At 60.0% G+C, this 17,748-nt stretch carries 15 protein-coding genes; 9 read left to right on the top strand and 6 right to left on the bottom strand.

The window, feature by feature from the left end; translation table 11 throughout:
* Positions 1 to 21: 21 nt before the first annotated feature.
* On the bottom strand, positions 22 to 1,452 hold the full coding sequence (sbcB, locus tag J2Y86_RS11680) for an exodeoxyribonuclease I (RefSeq protein ID WP_253431213.1): 1,431 nt from the start codon (positions 1,450 to 1,452) through the stop codon (positions 22 to 24).
* Between the two features lie 184 nt (positions 1,453 to 1,636).
* On the opposite strand from sbcB, the gene J2Y86_RS11685 reads away from it, so the two are divergent.
* From J2Y86_RS11685 to J2Y86_RS11710, 6 genes are read left to right on the top strand one after another with little or no spacing between them, the layout of a single operon-like run.
* Positions 1,637 to 2,362: an RDD family protein gene (locus tag J2Y86_RS11685; protein ID WP_253431216.1), complete on the top strand. Its 726-nt coding sequence runs from the start codon at positions 1,637 to 1,639 to the stop codon at positions 2,360 to 2,362.
* Positions 2,359 to 3,336 (top strand): stage II sporulation protein M, encoded by a 978-nt coding sequence (locus J2Y86_RS11690; protein WP_253431219.1) that lies wholly within the window; start codon positions 2,359 to 2,361, stop codon positions 3,334 to 3,336. Before J2Y86_RS11685 ends, J2Y86_RS11690 begins: the two co-directional genes overlap by 4 nt.
* A complete protein-coding gene (locus J2Y86_RS11695) occupies positions 3,323 to 4,867 on the top strand; it encodes a DUF4129 domain-containing protein (protein ID WP_253431222.1) in 1,545 nt (514 codons plus the stop codon). Before J2Y86_RS11690 ends, J2Y86_RS11695 begins: the two co-directional genes overlap by 14 nt.
* On the top strand, positions 4,864 to 6,027 hold the full coding sequence (locus J2Y86_RS11700; protein WP_253431225.1) for a DUF4350 domain-containing protein: 1,164 nt from the start codon (positions 4,864 to 4,866) through the stop codon (positions 6,025 to 6,027). The genes J2Y86_RS11695 and J2Y86_RS11700 overlap by 4 nt, the downstream gene beginning before the upstream one ends.
* Positions 6,024 to 7,025 (top strand): AAA family ATPase, encoded by a 1,002-nt coding sequence (locus J2Y86_RS11705; protein WP_253431228.1) that lies wholly within the window; start codon positions 6,024 to 6,026, stop codon positions 7,023 to 7,025. Before J2Y86_RS11700 ends, J2Y86_RS11705 begins: the two co-directional genes overlap by 4 nt.
* A complete protein-coding gene (locus tag J2Y86_RS11710; protein WP_253431231.1) occupies positions 7,022 to 8,353 on the top strand; it encodes a DUF58 domain-containing protein in 1,332 nt (443 codons plus the stop codon). The genes J2Y86_RS11705 and J2Y86_RS11710 overlap by 4 nt, the downstream gene beginning before the upstream one ends.
* 148 nt (positions 8,354 to 8,501) lie before the next feature.
* On the opposite strand, the gene J2Y86_RS11715 is transcribed toward J2Y86_RS11710, so the two are convergent.
* Entirely contained in the window at positions 8,502 to 8,861 is a 360-nt protein-coding gene (locus tag J2Y86_RS11715) for a PilZ domain-containing protein (protein WP_253431234.1), read from the bottom strand.
* A gap of 245 nt (positions 8,862 to 9,106) precedes the next feature.
* Positions 9,107 to 9,484: a tetratricopeptide repeat protein gene (locus J2Y86_RS11720; protein WP_253431237.1), complete on the bottom strand. Its 378-nt coding sequence runs from the start codon at positions 9,482 to 9,484 to the stop codon at positions 9,107 to 9,109.
* Positions 9,485 to 9,656: 172 nt separating this feature from the next.
* Between J2Y86_RS11720 and pyk the strand changes: the two genes are divergently transcribed.
* The gene (gene pyk / locus J2Y86_RS11725; protein WP_017340507.1) at positions 9,657 to 11,108 is read left to right on the top strand and encodes a pyruvate kinase; all 1,452 of its coding nucleotides are present in this window, start codon (positions 9,657 to 9,659) and stop codon (positions 11,106 to 11,108) included.
* A 308-nt stretch (positions 11,109 to 11,416) separates the two neighbouring features.
* On the top strand, positions 11,417 to 12,715 hold the full coding sequence (locus J2Y86_RS11730) for a hypothetical protein (protein WP_253431240.1): 1,299 nt from the start codon (positions 11,417 to 11,419) through the stop codon (positions 12,713 to 12,715).
* Positions 12,716 to 12,785: 70 nt separating this feature from the next.
* Here J2Y86_RS11730 and J2Y86_RS11735 read toward each other — a convergent pair whose 3' ends face one another.
* The 3 genes from J2Y86_RS11735 to J2Y86_RS11745 are packed head-to-tail and all read right to left on the bottom strand — an operon-like array spanning position 12,786 to position 15,596.
* Positions 12,786 to 13,532, bottom strand: coding sequence for an enoyl-CoA hydratase-related protein (locus J2Y86_RS11735; protein WP_253431243.1), 747 nt, complete (start codon positions 13,530 to 13,532; stop codon positions 12,786 to 12,788).
* Positions 13,533 to 13,561: 29 nt separating this feature from the next.
* On the bottom strand, positions 13,562 to 14,497 hold the full coding sequence (locus tag J2Y86_RS11740) for an iron-sulfur-binding ferredoxin reductase (protein ID WP_253431246.1): 936 nt from the start codon (positions 14,495 to 14,497) through the stop codon (positions 13,562 to 13,564).
* On the bottom strand, positions 14,490 to 15,596 hold the full coding sequence (locus tag J2Y86_RS11745; RefSeq protein WP_253431249.1) for a GGDEF domain-containing protein: 1,107 nt from the start codon (positions 15,594 to 15,596) through the stop codon (positions 14,490 to 14,492). The genes J2Y86_RS11740 and J2Y86_RS11745 overlap by 8 nt, the downstream gene beginning before the upstream one ends.
* Positions 15,597 to 16,121: 525 nt before the next feature.
* On the opposite strand from J2Y86_RS11745, the gene J2Y86_RS11750 reads away from it, so the two are divergent.
* Positions 16,122 to 17,645 carry a fumarate hydratase gene (locus J2Y86_RS11750; protein WP_253431252.1) on the top strand — a complete coding sequence of 508 codons (1,524 nt, stop codon included), beginning with the start codon at positions 16,122 to 16,124 and terminating at the stop codon, positions 17,643 to 17,645.
* Positions 17,646 to 17,748: the final 103 nt, after the last annotated feature.

The following is a 17,748-nucleotide window of genomic DNA, read 5'->3' on the forward strand; positions in this document are numbered from 1 at the left end:
CAGTGCCGGGCATTTTCAGTTTCAAAGATTCAAACGTTTGCGCAATGCCTGGACATAATTGCTCCACTCGTTGAGCACCTCTTGCTGGAACGGCGTTGCCGTAATGTTCAATTGGGCCGCGGCCTCTGCAAAAGTTTCCAGAGTATTGGGCGCCCCCTTCTCGGGATCTGACAAACGCTGCTGACAGAATATTCGCCAGCGCTCTTGCTCTTCGAAATTCAACGTGTCGGGAAAGTTGCGTGCTCGATATCGAAACAATAATTCGGGTAAACGTTCATCATCGAAAGGCCATTGTTCCTTGGCTAATTGCGCCGGGTCAGCCGCTCGGACTTGCTCACAAAGGCGCCGATCCCGATCACCAATAAAACCATCGTATAACTGTTGCTCAGGGTCCTGGCTCTGGGTGAAATCTTCGCTGGAATAAATGGCCTGAACTTTATCCCGCCAAACTTGCTGTGCGTCACTTAGCCGCAGCGTGCGCTCCTGATATAACGCCATGTCCAGCCCCAGACGTTGCTGATCAACGGGGCGAAGTACCGACAGAGGCGCGACCACCGGACATTTGTTGATGTGGATAAGCTTGAGCGGCACCGGCAACTCGCCCTCGGCCAGATCATCACGCCGGGTATACAGGCGCTGACGCAAGGAGTCGGCGTCCAGATCAAGCAATCCCTGGGGATCCAGGTGCAGGTCACAGACAATCAACGCATTCTTGTTGCGCGGGTGCCAGGCCAATGGCAGCACCACGCCAACGTAACTGCGTGCCGCCGAAAAGCGCCCGGAAATGTGCACCATCGGCTGTAACAGCCGAATCTGATCCATCACCTTCTGTTTACCGCGCAACTGAAACAGCCAGTCGTACAGCTTCGGCTGCTTCTCACGAATCAAACGTGCCAGCGCGATAGTCGCGCGAACGTCCGACAGCGCTTCGTGAGCATTGCCGTGATCGATGCCATTGGCGGCGGTCAGGCGTTCGAGCTTGAGCGTGACCCGCCCTTCGTCATCCTTGGGCCAGACGAGGCCATCCGGACGCAAGGCATAGGCTGCGCGCACCACGTCGATCAAATCCCAACGACTGTTACCGCCCTGCCATTCGCGGGCATAGGGGTCGAAAAAATTGCGGTACAGGCTGTAACGAGTCATCTCGTCATCGAAGCGCAAGGTGTTGTAACCCGCGCCACACGTGCCCGGCGCCGCCAGTTGGGCATGCACCCGGGTCATGAAATCCGCTTCGCTCAAACCGCGCCCGGCCAATTGGCCCGGTGTGATCCCAGTGATTGCGCAGGCCGCCGGGTGCGGCAGGATGTCCTCACTGGGCTGGCAGTAAAGATTGACCGGCTCGTCTATGACATTGAGATCGAAGTCAGTGCGAAGCCCCGCCACTTGCAGCGGACGGTCGCAACGGGGGTTGATGCCAGTGGTTTCATAGTCGTACCAGAAGATGGAGGTCACGGGCTATTCCTGAACTGAAGATCGGCGAAGTCTAGGCGTTTGCATCCCGCCCCGGCCAGCAATCTTGCATTCAATCACCTCTCGCCACGCACCGTGCAATACATAGTTATGTCGTTTTCCCCCAAGAGACTGCTAGCATCGGCCGGACAGAGAATCCCGATCAGGCCACATCATCAGGTTGCCCATGCTCGAGACCGCAGCACTGCCAAGGAAAGCGACGCTGTCCCCGCCACTGGATACGCGGTATCAGGTTGAAACGCCGGAAGGCATCGACCTGCCACTGCGCCCGGCCGGGTTGATGGTGCGTGCGCTGGCGTTCTCCATCGACCTCGGACTGCGCGGGTTGATTCTGGGCCTGCTGTTTATTGTCCTCGCGTTTCTGGGAAAACTCGGCGCCGGGCTGGGCTCGATCCTGCTGTTCGGGGTGAGCTGGTGGTACATGGTGCTGTTCGAGGTGCTCAATCAGGGGCGCTCGCCGGGCAAGCAATGGATGGGCCTGCGGGTGGTGCAGGACGATGGCACGCCGATCGGCTGGTCCGCGTCGTTGTTGCGCAACCTGCTGCGCTTTGTCGACCTGCTGCCGTTCGGCTATTTCCTCGGCGCCATCAGTTGCCTGCAACACCCCAGCTTCAAACGCCTCGGCGACCTCGCCGCCGGCACGCTGGTGATCTACCGCGAACAGCCGATCACCCGACCCCAACTGCCTGACGCCGAGCCGCGGCGTCCGTCGTTTGCCCTGACGCTTCCCGAGCAACGCGCCATCCTCGGGTTTGCCGAACGCCAGGGTGAACTCTCCGAAGCACGGGTCACGGAGCTCGCGTCGATCCTCGCGCAACCGCTGAAGGTTTCAGCGCCACGCGCCGTGGCGGAACTCAATGGCATCGCCCGCGGTTTGTTGGGCCCCGCATGAAGCAAAGTCTTTTCGAAAGTCGCCACAAGGCTGAATGGGCGCAATTTGCCCTTATGCTCGACAGGCTGGAACGGAACAAGGACACCTCTCGGATCGCCGGTTTTCCGAAAGACTATCGAAGACTCTGCCAGCATTTGGCCCTGGCCCGGGAGCGCGGCTACAGCAGTTTTCTGATCGACTCGTTGCAGCAACAGGTCCTGCGCGGGCACCAACAGCTTTATCAGCATCGCAGCCGATTGGGGGCCAACGCGCTTGGCTTCATCCTGGCGGATTTCCCGCGACTGGTACGTGAGCAGTGGCGTTTCGTCCTCGCCGCCAGCCTGATGTTTTTTGGCAGTCTGATCGGGTTTGCGTTGCTGGTGTATCTGTTCCCGGACCTGGTCTACAACCTGATCCCGGCCGAACAGGTCAACGAAATGCAAGGCATGTACGACCCAGTCGCCGGCCACCTAGGGCGCTCGGCGGAACGGGCGGCCAGTGAAGACTGGGTGATGTTCGGTTTCTACATCATGCACAACATCGGCATTGCCTTTCAGACCTTTGCCAGCGGTTTGCTGTTTGGCCTGGGCAGCGCGTTTTTCCTGTTCTTCAATGGTTTGATGATCGGCGCGGTGGCCGGGCACTTGACCCAGATCGGCTACGGACAAACCTTCTGGTCGTTCGTGATCGGTCACGGTGCCTTCGAACTCAGCGCCATTGCCCTGGCGGGTGCCGCCGGCCTGCAACTGGGCTGGGCGTTGATTGCACCGGGGCGATTGCCGCGCGCCGAAGCCTTGCGCGTGGCGGCGCGCAAAAGCGTGCTGCTGATTTGCGGGGTCATGCTGTTTCTGTTGATCGCGGCCTTTATCGAAGCCTACTGGTCGTCGATGACCGCGCCTTCCCCGATGACCAAGTACCTGGTCGGCGCGGCGCTATGGTTTCTGGTCGCGATGTATCTGCTGTTTGCCGGACGGACCCGCCATGCGCCTGAGTGACGCGACCGTGGTGATCCGCCCTCGAACCACCTGGGAAGCCATGGACCTGGGGGTGTTGCTGAGCCAGCGGCACCGACGCCTGCTGATGACCAGTTGGGCCATCGTGACCCTGCCGGTTTTTGCCCTGCTCACCTTGCTGCTGTGGGATTCCCCCTCCCTCGCCGCGTTCATCTTCTGGTGGCTGAAGCCCGCGTTCGAGCGCCTGCCGCTGTACATCCTGTCCAAAGCAATGTTCGGTGAAACGCCCACGCTGAAACAGGCACTGCGCCAATGGCCAAGACTGCTCAAACCACAATTGCTGGCCAGCCTGACCTGGCGACGCTTGAGCTTGAGTCGCAGTTTCCTGTTGCCGGTGGTGCAACTCGAAGGCCTGAGCGGTCAGGCACGACAACAGCGCTTGCAGGTGCTGTTGCAACGCGACGGCGGTGCGGCGCGCTGGTTGACGATCATCGGCGTGCATCTGGAAAGCGCGCTGTGGATCGGCCTGATGGTGCTGTTCTACCTGCTCCTGCCGCCACAAGTCGAACTCGACTGGAGCTGGCAGACGTTGCTGTCCGCCGCCACACAGGACTGGCGCTGGCTGGAGCACCTGACGAATGCGTTTTACGTGTTGGTGCTGGTGGTGTGGGAACCGATCTACGTGGCCTGCGGCTTCAGTCTTTATCTGAATCGACGCACGATTCTTGAAGCGTGGGACATCGAACTGGTGTTCCGCCGCCTGCGCCAACGGGTGAGCAGTGCCGCCGTCACGCTACTGCTGGCAGCTTTTCTGTTAATGCCAACCGGGCAAAACCTCTGGGCCGCCGAACCGGCCATTGCCCCCGACAGTGCACGCCTGCTGGACCAGCCACTGACCAGCCAGGCGTCCCGGGACAGCATCAAGGCGATCCTCGATCAACCGCCGTTCAAGAACAAGGAAACGGTCACGCGCTATCGTTTTGGCGAGGACAAGCCATCCGCCGAAACGTCTGACGATGGCAAAGCCCCCGAATGGCTGAAGGCCCTGTTCAAGTTGCTGGATAACCAGCGCTTCGGTGCGCTGGCGACCTTGATTGAAGTGCTGCTGTGGGGCGCCGTCATCGGTGCGATCGGTGTGTTGATCTGGCGTTACCGGGAATGGTTGCAGGCCTTCGTCAGTCGTCGACCGGCGTTGAAGGGCAAAGTCGCGCGGCCGTTACCGCAACAGGCATTCGGCCTGGACCTGAACCGCGAAACCCTGCCCCAGGACATTGCCGCCAGCGCCGAAAGCCTGTGGCAATCCAACCCTCGTGAAGCACTCGGATTGCTCTACCGCGCCTTGCTCAGCCACTTGCTGCACGATTACAACATGGCGCTGAAACCCGCTGACACCGAAGGCCAGGTGCTGGAACGCGTCGAGCAACTGCAACAACCCGCCCTGTTGGCCTTCAGCAAAAACCTGACCGGGCACTGGCAGAACATGGCCTACGGGCATCGCCTGCCACCGGCGCATTTGCAACAGGAACTGTGTGACGGCTGGCGGACCTTGTTCGGCCCCGGAGCGTCACGTTGAACCGGCGTCTATGGCTTGTAGCCGGCGTATGCATCGCGCTGCTGTTGGGCGCGCTGAGTATTTATCTGTACACCAAGGCAACGCCCTACCCGGCAGACATCGATCACGGCCCTTCGCCCGAAGCCCAGGCCAACCCTTATCTGGCCGCCGAACATTTCCTGCGCAAACAGGGCCTGACCGTCAGCCATGCCAACAGCCTCGATATCCTGCCCACGCTGGAGCCTCGGCAACGCACCCTGTTGTTGCTCGGCGACCGCTCCGGCATGACCCCGCGCCAGATCGATCAAGTGCTGAACTGGACCCGCGCCGGCGGACGTCTTCTATTCATCGCCGAGTCGTTATGGGATGAAAAACTGGGCCAGAGCAATGACCTGTTGCTCGACCGGGTGCAGCTGCATCAGTCATTGAGCAAAGACCTCAAGGACCCGCCGCCCGACATCGGCAAGGACCCCTACCCCAAACTGACCAAGCTGTACCTCGAGGACGAAGACGCGCCGGCCTACGCCACCTTCGATACCGCGTTCCATCTCGAAGACCCGAAAAATCTCGCGCAAGCCTGGGCCAACAGCGCCAAGGCCACGCACATGATGCAGCTGAACCACGGGCTCGGTTCGATCATCGTGGTCACCGACGCCGACCTGTGGAAAACCCCGGCCATCGACCAGTACGACAACGCCTGGCTGCTCTGGTACCTGACCGCAGACACGAACGTGACCCTGCTGTTCAACACCGACCACGACAGCCTGCTGACCTTGTTGCTGCGTAACTTCCCCCAGGCGCTGGTTGCCCTCGTCGCCCTGATCGGCCTTTGCCTGTGGCATGTCGGCGTGCGTCATGGGCCGTTGATCGAACCCGCCCCGAGAGCTCGTCGGCAACTCCACGAGCACCTGCGAGCCAGCGCCGATTTCATGTGGCGCCGCACCGGTCAAGACAGCCTGTTGCAAGCCTTGCAGCACGACATCCTGCGCCGGGTGCGGCGCCGTCACCCCGGTTTTGAACAACTCGGCGTCGCCGAACAATGGCTGGTGCTCGCACGCCTGAGCGGCCAACCCACACGCGCTATCAGCCAGGCCATGAGCCCGCGACCGAAGCAACGGCTTTCCAGCGTTGAATTCAGTCGTCAGGTCGCTCACCTGCAAACCTTGAGGAACGCCTTATGAGTGAACAGATCGAGCCCGGTTCACCGAGCCACGCCGCACAGCAACGCCAGCGCGCCAGTCAGCTGGCCCAAGCGGTAAGGGCTGAACTGCGAAAAGCCGTGATCGGCCAGAACACGGTGATCGACGACGTGCTCACCGCGCTGATTGCCGGCGGCCACGTGTTGCTCGAAGGGGTACCGGGGCTGGGCAAGACCTTGTTGGTGCGCGCCCTCGCCCGTTGCTTTGGCGGCGAATTCGCGCGCATCCAGTTCACCCCGGACCTGATGCCCAGCGATGTCACCGGGCACGCGGTGTACGACCTGCAGACCGAGCAATTCAAACTGCGCAAAGGCCCATTGTTTACCAACCTGCTGCTCGCCGACGAAATCAACCGCGCCCCGGCGAAAACCCAGGCGGCATTGCTTGAAGCCATGCAGGAACGGCAGGTCACCCTCGAAGGCCGGGCCCTGCCCATCGCGCAACCGTTCATGGTGCTGGCCACGCAAAACCCTATCGAACAGGAAGGGACGTATCCCCTGCCGGAAGCCGAGCTGGATCGCTTCATGCTCAAGGTGCGCATGGACTACCCCGACGCCGATCAGGAGCTGGACATGGTGCGCCAGGTCAGCCGCTCGACCCGCGCCGACATGCTTGATGTGCAACCGCTGCGCACCGTGTTGCAAGCCAAGGACGTGCTGGCACTGCAACGCATCGCCAGCGATCTGCCGCTGGATGATCAGGTCCTCGATTACGCCGTACGGCTGGCACGCACCACCCGTAGCTGGCCCGGCCTGACCCTCGGTGCCGGGCCTCGTGCCTCCATTGCGCTGGTGCGCTGCGCTCGGGCGCGCGCCTTGTTGCGCGGCGGCGAATTCGTGATTCCGGATGACATAAAGGGCTGCGCGCTGGCGGTGTTGCGCCATCGCGTACGCATCGCACCGGAGCTGGATATCGAAGGGCTGGAGGTCGATCACGTGCTGCAGCAATTGCTCGATCAAGTACCGGCGCCGCGCTTGTGAAACCCTCGCGCCTGCTGCTGATCTGGTTGGCACTGCTGCTGGCCATTGGCATCGTGCTCGGCACATTGCGGGCGCTGGACATCGCCGTTCCATCAACGCTGTTGTCGATCAACTGGGGCTTGCTGCTGGCGTTACTGGCGCTGGCGATACTCGATGCTATCCGCCTTAAACGCCAGCCCTCACCCCGGATAACCAGACAAATGCCCGGCAGCCTGGCGCTCGGCCGCTGGAGCGAAGTGCAACTGGAGGTCGAGCATGACTTCCCCCAGCCGCTGACTGTGCGGATTTTCGACCACGTACCCGACGGCCTGAGTTTCGATAACCTTCCCCTGTCCGTCGAGCTTCAACCGGACCGGCACACCCGGATCGGCTATCGCCTGCGTCCACTCAAGCGCGGTCACTTCACCTTCGAACACTGCGAAATCAACCTGCCGAGCCCAATGGGCCTGTGGTCGGACAAACGCCTGCCAAATGTGCCCGATCAAACCCGCGTGTACCCCGATTTCGCCCGCCTCTATGGCGGCCAACTGTTGGCCGTGGACAACTGGCTCAGCCAGCTCGGCGTGCGCCAGCAGCAACGACGCGGCCTGGGCCTGGAGTTTCATCAACTGCGTGAGTTTCGCGAAGGCGACAGCCTGCGCCAGATAGACTGGAAGGCCACCGCCCGCCAGCGCACGCCGATCGCGCGGGAGTACCAGGATGAACGCGACCAGCAAATCATCTTCATGCTCGACTGCGGGCGGCGCATGCGTACCCAGGACGGAGAACTGGCGCATTTCGATCACGCGCTCAATGCCTGTCTGTTACTGAGCTACATCGCCCTGCGCCAGGGTGATGCGGTGGGGCTCAGCACCTTTGCGGTCGAGCAACCGCGCTATCTCGCCCCCGTGAAAGGTGCCGGGCAACTTAACGTATTGCTCAACACCGTCTATGACCTGACCAGCACCCAGCGCAGCGCCGACTATCAAGCCGCGGCGACTCAACTGCTGGCCCGGCAAAAGCGTCGCGCGCTGGTGGTGCTGGTGACCAACCTGCGGGACGAAGACGATGAGGAACTGCTGACTGCCGTCAAACGCCTGAGCAAGCAGCATCGGGTATTGGTCACGAGCCTGCGCGAGGACGTACTCGACAGCCTGCGTCAGTCAACCGTGCAAACCTTGTCCGAAGCGCTGGTCTATTGCGGGACGGTGGACTTCTTGAATGCACGGGCCGAACTTCATGAACGGCTCAATGCCCATGGCGTACCGGTGCTGGATGCAAGCACTCATGAACTGGGCGCCGCGCTGGTGACGCGGTATCTGGAATGGAAGAAGGCCGGGGTGTTTTAGTGGCGGTACTATTTATTGCCTGTACCGACGCCATCGCGGGCAAGCCCGCTCCCACAAGGTTTTATGGCGATCACATAATGTGTGAACACCCCGAAACACTGTGGGAGCGGGCTTGCCCGCGATGGCGATTGTAAATACACCACCGTCGTCAGGCAGACGCCGGCAACGGCTGAAAACTGAAGTACTGCTTCAATGCCTCCACCAATTGCCCGTACTCCGGCGGTGCCCGTTGCAGGCTGAACCCGGCGTCGTAATGGTGGGGGGTTGCGTCTTCATGGCACCACAGGCAACAGGCCTTGAGGTCGATCACCTGCTGACAACCATCGGCCATGGGGATTTTCAGGCGCAAATCGAAATCGGCGCCGATCATCATTGGCAACTGACTAATCAGCATCAGTCCGTCTTCAGAGACATTGCCCAGAAAGCCAATCGGTTTGTCGGTGACGCTGTTGAACACTTTCAGAAAATACGGCAGTTGATGCCGCTCGATCCGGCGGTCAGTGAACATGCGCAATACGCCCAGCAAGGCCCTTAAGCAGGACCGCACTAATGCTTCGGAACGGGCCTGCCTGCCTTTATCAAACAAAGGCCAGGCAATGGGCGCGCTCTCCCCGATCCCGGTGCGACAGTCCATGAAGCCGCTGTCGCTTACTCCTGCCGATCACAGGTGTTACGTCGGTTTAGAAACCAGGCTCTAAACCGGTTTATTCGACTATAGCTCACCACCGCGGGCGGGCCAGCGGTTGAACGCAATCAGAACCGGGTCGGACGAACCACGGCGGCCGAGCTGCGCAGTGGGTAATGACCCAGCGACTGCAAGGTTTCCAGGCGGGCGCGGGCGCGGTAGGCGTACTCGCTTTGCGGGTACGAGGCCATGATGAACTGGTAGGTCTGCGCCGCATCGACAAACAGTTTTTGCCGCTCCAGGCACAATCCGCGCAGCATCGACACTTCCGGCCACACATAAGACCGTGCACGGCTGGCGCGTTCGACTTTGGACAGTTCAAGCGTCACTTGCTCGCAATTGCCACGGTCGTAAGCCTTGTAGGCATTATTCAAATGATGGTTCATCGAAAAACGGGTGCAGCCCACAACACTGAGGGCAAGGATGGCTATGAGCACGAATCGCATGGGGGTTCTCCTGTCTTGAGCTCTTTATCGACCCGTTGGCGGAAATCTTCAGGCTGCCAGTAACCAAAAGTGTTCGTTTAAAGAAAGAAGCGAATAAGTAGTGCAAACGAACAATGACTACAACCGGAGAGCATAGTAGCCTCACTCAGCGCTTGAACTCAGGAGTCTTTGCATGTCCGTCCGTCGTACCAAAATCGTCGCTACCCTTGGCCCGGCCAGTAACTCGCCGGAAGTTCTCGAACAGCTGATTCTGGCTGGCCTGGACGTCGCCCGCCTGAACTTCTCCCACGGCACCCCCGACGAGCACAAGGCTCGCGCGAAGCTGGTGCGTGACCTCGCTGCCAAGCACGGCCGCTTCGTTGCCCTGCTGGGTGACCTGCAAGGCCCGAAAATCCGTATCGCCAAATTCGCCAACAAGAAGATCGAGCTGAAGATCGGTGATCAATTCACCTTCTCCACCAGCCATCCCCTGACCGAAGGCAACCAGCAAGTGGTCGGCATCGACTACCCGGACCTGGTCAAGGACTGCGGCGTGGGCGACGAGCTGCTGCTCGACGACGGCCGCGTGGTGATGCGCGTCGATACCGCCACCGCCACCGAACTGAATTGCACCGTGACCATCGGCGGCCCGCTGTCGGACCACAAAGGCATCAACCGTCGCGGCGGTGGCCTGACTGCTCCGGCCCTGACCGAGAAAGACAAGGCCGACATCAAGCTCGCCGCAGAAATGCAGGTCGACTACCTGGCCGTGTCCTTCCCGCGTGATGCGGCCGACATGAACTACGCCCGTCAACTGCGCGACGAGGCCGGCGGCACTGCCTGGCTGGTGGCGAAGATCGAACGCGCCGAAGCCGTGGCCGACGACGAAACCCTCGATGGCCTGATCCAGGCTTCCGACGCGGTGATGGTTGCCCGTGGCGACCTGGGTGTGGAAATCGGCGACGCCGAGCTGGTGGGCATTCAGAAGAAGATCATTCTGCACGCACGCCGCCACAACAAGGCGGTGATCGTGGCGACCCAGATGATGGAGTCGATGATCCAGAACCCGATGCCGACCCGCGCCGAAGTGTCCGACGTGGCCAACGCCGTGCTCGACTACACCGACGCCGTGATGCTGTCCGCCGAATCCGCTGCCGGCCTGTATCCGCTGGAAGCCGTGCAAGCGATGGCGCGCATCTGCGTCGGCGCTGAAAAGCACCCGACCGGCAAGACCTCCAGCCACCGCATCGGCAAGGAATTCACCCGCTGCGACGAGAGCATTGCGCTGGCGACCATGTACACCGCCAACCACTTCCCGGGCGTGAAAGCGATCATCGCATTGACCGAAAGCGGCTACACCCCGCTGATCATGTCGCGCATCCGTTCTTCGGTGCCGATCTATGCGTATTCGCCGCACCGCGAAACCCAGGCGCGCGCAGCGATGTTCCGCGGCGTGTACACCATTCCGTTCGACCCGGCCTCGCTGGAGCCGCACGAAGTCAGCCAGAAGGCGATCGACGAGCTGGTCAAGCGCGGCGTCGTCGAGAAAGGCGACTGGGTCATCCTGACCAAGGGCGACAGCTACCACACCACCGGCGGCACCAACGGGATGAAAATCCTGCACGTTGGCGATCCGCAGGTCTGATTGATCGGTTGCTGAAAAAAAAAAGCCCCGCCATGTGAATGGCGGGGCTTTTTTGGTTTCTTCACGCAATCCCGCGAGCACAGAATCCAAGAAGAGTGAAATACAGACTCCCGCCCATGAATAACCCTATTATCACTTATAAAAAAGCAAGCACCTGGTACCTGTCAGATATGACAGTAGATAAATTACTTTTCGAGGATTAAAACAGTCCCCACCGAGTCAGCTTTCCGGCACACCCTTGATGATCGCAACCTTACTCGAGGCTCGCGTTCTTCAAGGAAAATCTTTGTGGATAAGGGATAAAAAACATGTGCCCTGAAAAAACTAACGTCAACAATAAACCAGGTTGTCCTGATACGTCCTTTGGCACGAAAGGGAAACTGGTGATTGAGATTCCAGGCTTTCTGGAAGTCGAGGTCAAAGGTCTCTGCCTCGATGAAACCAACGACAAAATTTACGTTGCCGCCACCGTAAGAGATGCTTCCGCACTGTTGTATTATGCGCTCATCCGACTAAATCCAGACGGCAGCTTCGATACCGAATTTGCTGACACCGGTTTTGTAACCGGTCAGTTTCGAGATGGGGTCGACTCCCGTGGAGCTTCCGTCACATTATTAGAATCTGGAAGACTGTTGCTCTCCGGCTCAATTGGTCAAGTCAGCTGCCTAGCCTGTTATGACTCGACGGGGCAGCTAAAAAAAGAGTTCGGAACAGGGGGCAAGGTAGTCCTCGACGTACTATTTCCCCCCCACTCACCAACCGCCTCGGACGAGGCATCGAATTCAGGTATGGACCGCGGTGCATTCAGCAAGGCACGCCTACTGCCCGATGGAAAAATCCTGACCACATCAATACATCGTTTTGATAACGTGCGAGTTGTCGGTTTGCTTATTCGACTCAATAGCGACGGTTCTCTGGATACCAGTTTCAATAAAACGGGTTACTTGATCGTCAGTCATCCGTTATACCTCGACACTTACACCACTCTCATGAGTGTCACCGTCCAGCCAGACGGAAAATACCTATGCTTCGGAAGCGTATGGGACTACGGCGAGCGTAAAGCGCTACTGCTACGCTGTGACGCAAATGGCAACATGGATCCCTCGATAGGACCAGATGGTTTTCGTCTTATCTCCACCGAACACCCATCAAGTAGCTCTTTGTCAGGATATAAGTTAGCCGAACAATCCGGTGGCCGAATGCTCATTATTGCCAGGACATATATACCTGATTCTGGAGTATTGACTAGCCTTACTGAGAACGGGCTTCCTGACTCGCGATTCAATGATGGCAAGCAAGTAATAACTCAGCTTGAAAGTCGCGGCCTTGGCTGGAATACCGGCGCGATTCAAGACGACGGGAATATACTTGTTGCGGGGTATAGAAGATCCGAAACATTGGACTATGACTTAGTATTGGCGCGTTTTCTGGAAACCGGACAGTTGGACCGTTCCTTCAATGGCAAAGGCTGGGTGGCTAATGGTGAGCCTGGCAAGGCAGACGAAGGCTCTGCACTGGCTCTACAAAAAGACGGCAAAATTATCGTTGCCGGGCATTCCGGTGCTGCTATCGAGAAATCCGGACTGATACTCAGGTACTTGGGTTAAAGGGCTCGGGGAAGTATATGCAGGCAAGGAAGCAACACCTTGCCTGCTTGCTTCGTGACGATGGATGGGTTTACCGGTTGATAAACCCCGACAACGCCGCAATCGCTTCCGGCGAGCGCAGCCGCTGGGTGAACAACGCGCCCTCCTCTTCAATCACCTTGCGCAGCTGCTCGCGATCCGGGGCTTTCATCAATTGCTTGCTGATGCGCACCGCTTCCGGTGGCAGCGACTCGAAACGCAGCGCCATCTCCCGCGCCTTGGCCAGCGCCGCTTCGCCACTGCCCAACGCCTCGGTCGCAATGCCCCACTCGGCAGCCTGTTCACCGCTGAAACCTTCACCGAGCAGCAACAATTCAGCCGCTTTGGCATGCCCGAGCAAACGCGGCAAGAGCAGGCTGGAACCGAACTCCGGGCAGAGCCCGAGATTGACGAAGGGCATGCGCAACCGCGCATCACGGCTGATATAGACGAGATCGCAATGCAGCAGCAGCGTCGTGCCAATCCCCACCGCCGCACCGGCCACGGCCGCGATCACCGGTTTGCGGCATTCGAGCAGAGTGAGCATGAACTGGAACACCGGGCTGTCGAGGTTGCTCGGAGGCTGTTGCAGGAAGTCGGCAATGTCGTTGCCGGCGGTAAAGCACTCGGCCGAACCGGTGATCAGCACGGCATTGATTTCGGGGTCGGTGTCCGCCTGTTCCAGCGCTTCGGCCAGATGGCTGTACATGGCGCGGGTCAGGGCGTTTTTCTTGTCGGGGCGGTTCAATCGTAGCGTCAGCAGGCCGCGTTCGCGTTCAATCTGGATGGCATCGGGCATGGAAGGTCTCGCATCTGAAAAATCAGCGCTCAACCGCGGGGCAGGAAGACGTCGGCCAGCAGTTGATTGCGCGGCAGCCCCGCCAGGTACAGTCGCCGGGCAAAGGCATCGACGCTGTCGGGGGATCCGCAGAGTAAGGCCTGGGTTTGTCGCGAAACAAGCCGCAGTTGCGCCAAAGCCGCGGGCAACTCGGTCGGTGTCCACAGCTCGATGCTGAGGTTCGGACGGCTGGCGGCCATGGCTTGCAGAGGTTTGGCCAGATAATGCTCGTCGGCGTCATGGGCAAGGTGAATGATGCGGATGACACCTTGGTGATCTTGACGAAGGGCTTCGCGCAAGACGCCGAACAACGGGCCCAATCCGGTACCGGCGGCCATCAGCCACAGCGGTCGGGTGTTCCAGTCCGGGTCGTAATGCAAGGCTCCGCCACGCAATTCGCCGAGACGGATCGGGTCGCCAATCTTCAATTGACGCGCTGTATCGCTGAATTCGCCGGGCTGGCGACAATCGAGGTGAAATTCCAGAAAACGGTCTTCTTCCGGCAGGCTGGCCAGCGAATACGGCCGCGCGACATTGCCCGCCCACAACACGAGATGCTGCCCGGCGCTGTAGCGCAACGGGCGTTGTGGCGTCAGGCGCAGACGCAAGACGTTGCCGCTCAACCAATCGACGGCGGCGACCTCGGCCGGACGGCCGTCCTGTTGCGGGTCGAAGGCATGCACCTGCAAATCCTCGATCACCTGGCACTGGCACGCCAGGCGCCAGCCTTGCTGACGCTGTTCTGCACTCAGGGCATCGGGTCGGCTGTCGCTCGGCAATCCTTGCGTACATTGCACCAGGCAGGCATGACAACTGCCGGCGCGACAGCTGTAAGGAACGGACACACCATTTTGATTCAACGCATCAAGCAGGTTGCTGCCCGGTGCCACCGACCATTGACGATTGCCGACCCGCAACTCAGGCATCGACGTTCTCCCACGCCGCCGCGCAACGATTGCGGCCGTCGCGTTTGGCGCGATAGAGCGCCTGATCGGCCCGTTGCAAGGCATCGTCGAGATCGTCACCCAATTCCAGCAGGGTCATGCCCGCCGACAGGCTGAGGTTGCCCACTTTCACGCCGATCAACTCGACGTCGGTGAAGGCAATGCGCAACCGCTCGCAACAGGAGGTCAGGCGTTCAGGGCTGCAATCGGGCAGCAGCACCACGAACTCTTCGCCGCCATAACGGGCCAGCACGTCCCCCTCACGCAAACAGGCGCTGGCCACACCGGCGAACGCTTGCAGCACTTGATCGCCGGCAGCGTGGCCGTGCACATCGTTGATGCGTTTGAAATGATCGAGGTCGATCAGCGCCAGGCCATGCACGACACCGAGTTCCATGGCGTTGAGTTCGCGGGAGGCCAGGCGCAAGAAATGTCGACGGTTGAACAGCCCGGTCAATTCGTCGGTGGCGACCAGGTCTTCGAGCTGGCGCATCATTCCGCGCAGGGTGTCCTGATGCGCCTGCAAGGCGAAGCGGCGCTGCCGCATCCGCAAGCGGGAGGCCTGGACGTATCGGGCGTAAAGCTCCAGCCAGACCAGCACGATAAACAGCACGCACACCTGCAACGCGGCCAGCGCCGGGTCGGCCAGCTGGAAGTGGTAGCCCTCCCACAGCGTGATCGCGCTGAAACTGAAAAACACCAGCAACGCGCACCGCACAAAGGCACGACGCGACAGATGAAACAGGCCGAACAGCAGAATCAGCACGTAGAACACCAGAAACGCGCCGCGTGCCTCATCCAGGTTGGCAATCAGCCAGGTTTGCCAACCCAGCCCCAGCAACACTTGCGCTTCGGTCAGGCTGGGGTCGGAAAATCGCAGATTCCAGCCGCTGTAAAACACCGCGAACAACGTCGCCTGGCTGATGACCACCAGCGCACTGCCGACGGCCACGTTAGCCAGGGATTCATCGTAATGGCCGGTGAAAAACGCCAGCCACAGCAGCAACAGGGCCAGGGCGTAGGTGCCGGCTGCGAGGGCAAAACGTTTGAGCAAAAGGCGCTGGATGGCGTTATGGGTCAATCGTTGACTCACCGTGCGAAAGGAGGCTGACCGAGTGTCCTACTCTACAGACCGAATGCCACTTTAGTGGCGTGTCTGACAAATGACCATTCAATTTTCAACGCGTAAAAATGGCGTCAATGCGATGACCCCGATGAACCGATTTCCTGTGATGAGGGGATTTATCTGTGATGAAGAGATTTCTCTGTCACAGGGGATTTATCTGTGGCGAGGGGATTTATCCCCGTTGGGTGGCGAAGCCGCCCCGAAACTTGCACCTCGGTGCGGCAGGTACACCGCGTGAGTCGGATCAGGCGACTGCTACGCAGTCGAACGGGGATAAATCCCCTCGCCACAGATAAATCCCCTCGCCACAAGATTGACTGCCGGCGCGTGTGCCCGCCTGCGAGGCGCGTTATACTGCCGCGCCTTTTTAGCGTCGCGCCAGCATGCCCGGCGTGCCTTGAAAGGTGCTTGCAACCGACCGATGCACCCAAGCTGCAAGCACCTTATTGAATGTTCCCGTCTTTTAGAGGAGCGCGACTCATGACCGTGATCAAGCAAGACGACCTGATTCAGAGCGTTGCCGACGCCCTGCAGTTCATTTCCTATTACCACCCCGTTGACTTCATCCAGGCGATGCACGAGGCCTACCTGCGCGAAGAATCGCCGGCAGCCCGCGATTCGATGGCGCAGATCCTGATCAACTCGCGCATGTGCGCCACCGGCCACCGCCCGATCTGCCAGGACACCGGCATCGTCACCGTGTTCGTTCGCGTGGGCATGGACGTACGTTGGGATGGCGCCACCATGGGCCTGGACGACATGATCAACGAAGGCGTGCGCCGGGCTTACAACCTGCCGGAAAACGTCCTGCGTGCCTCGATCCTCGCCGACCCGGCGGGCGCTCGTAAAAACACCAAGGACAACACCCCGGCCGTTATCCACTACTCCATCGTTCCGGGTAACACCGTGGAAGTGGAGGTGGCAGCCAAGGGCGGCGGTTCCGAGAACAAGTCGAAGATGGCCATGCTCAACCCGTCCGACTCGATCGTCGACTGGGTGCTGAAGACCGTTCCGACCATGGGCGCCGGCTGGTGCCCACCGGGCATGCTCGGCATCGGCATAGGCGGCACCGCCGAGAAAGCCGCGGTCATGGCCAAGGAAGTGTTGATGGAATCCATCGACATCCACGAGCTGAAAAAGCGCGGCCCGTCCAACCGTATCGAAGAGATGCGCCTGGAGCTGTTCGAGAAGGTCAACCAGCTGGGCATCGGTGCCCAGGGCCTCGGTGGCCTGACCACCGTGCTCGACGTGAAGATCATGGATTACCCGACCCACGCCGCTTCGTTGCCGGTGTGCATGATCCCGAACTGCGCCGCCACCCGTCACGCCCACTTCGTGCTCGACGGTTCCGGCCCGGCCTCGCTGGAAGCGCCACCGCTGGACGCCTACCCGGAAATCGTCTGGGAAGCCGGTCCGTCGGCCCGTCGCGTCAACCTCGACACCCTGACCCCGGAAGACGTGCAGAGCTGGAAGCCGGGCGAAACCGTCCTGCTCAACGGCAAGATGCTCACCGGTCGCGACGCCGCGCACAAGCGCATGGTCGAGATGCTGAACAAGGGTGAAACCCTGCCGGTCGACCTGAAAGGTCGCTTCATCTATTACGTCGGCCCGGTTGATCCGGTACGCGAAGAAGTGGTTGGCCCTGCCGGTCCGACCACTGCCACGCGGATGGACAAGTTCACCCGTCAGATCCTTGAGCAAACCGGCCTGCTGGGCATGATCGGCAAATCCGAACGCGGCCCGACCGCGATCGACGCGATCAAGGACCACAAGGCCGTCTACCTGATGGCAGTGGGCGGCGCGGCTTACCTGGTGGCGCAAGCGATCAAGAAATCCCGCGTGGTGGCGTTTGCCGAACTGGGCATGGAAGCGATCTACGAGTTCGACGTGAAAGACATGCCAGTGACTGTTGCGGTTGACAGTAAGGGTGAGTCGGTACACATCACCGGTCCTGCCATCTGGCAGAAAAAGATCAGTGAAAGCCTGGCGGTGGAAGTGCAGTAAGCGCGACGTGCCAGAGTGAGAGACCGGTCTGTTGGCAACAACAGGCCGGTTTTTTTTGCTTGATAAAAAGTAATCAACAGATTGGAAAATCTATTTACTCGTT

Origin of the sequence: Pseudomonas migulae, from assembly GCF_024169315.1 — a bacterium.
Taxonomy (GTDB): Bacteria; Pseudomonadota; Gammaproteobacteria; order Pseudomonadales; family Pseudomonadaceae; genus Aquipseudomonas; species Aquipseudomonas migulae_B.

Coding starts and splice junctions, on each gene's coding strand:
- J2Y86_RS11685 (WP_253431216.1), top strand. CDS start 1,637: ATGCTCGAGACCGCAGCACTGCCAAGGAAAGCGACGCTGTCCCCGCCA.
- J2Y86_RS11690 (WP_253431219.1), top strand. CDS start 2,359: ATGAAGCAAAGTCTTTTCGAAAGTCGCCACAAGGCTGAATGGGCGCAA.
- J2Y86_RS11695 (WP_253431222.1), top strand. CDS start 3,323: ATGCGCCTGAGTGACGCGACCGTGGTGATCCGCCCTCGAACCACCTGG.
- J2Y86_RS11705 (WP_253431228.1), top strand. CDS start 6,024: ATGAGTGAACAGATCGAGCCCGGTTCACCGAGCCACGCCGCACAGCAA.
- J2Y86_RS11715 (WP_253431234.1), bottom strand. CDS start 8,861: ATGTTCACTGACCGCCGGATCGAGCGGCATCAACTGCCGTATTTTCTG.
- J2Y86_RS11720 (WP_253431237.1), bottom strand. CDS start 9,484: ATGCGATTCGTGCTCATAGCCATCCTTGCCCTCAGTGTTGTGGGCTGC.
- pyk (WP_017340507.1), top strand. CDS start 9,657: ATGTCCGTCCGTCGTACCAAAATCGTCGCTACCCTTGGCCCGGCCAGT.
- J2Y86_RS11730 (WP_253431240.1), top strand. CDS start 11,417: ATGTGCCCTGAAAAAACTAACGTCAACAATAAACCAGGTTGTCCTGAT.
- J2Y86_RS11735 (WP_253431243.1), bottom strand. CDS start 13,532: ATGCCCGATGCCATCCAGATTGAACGCGAACGCGGCCTGCTGACGCTA.
- J2Y86_RS11740 (WP_253431246.1), bottom strand. CDS start 14,497: ATGCCTGAGTTGCGGGTCGGCAATCGTCAATGGTCGGTGGCACCGGGC.
- J2Y86_RS11750 (WP_253431252.1), top strand. CDS start 16,122: ATGACCGTGATCAAGCAAGACGACCTGATTCAGAGCGTTGCCGACGCC.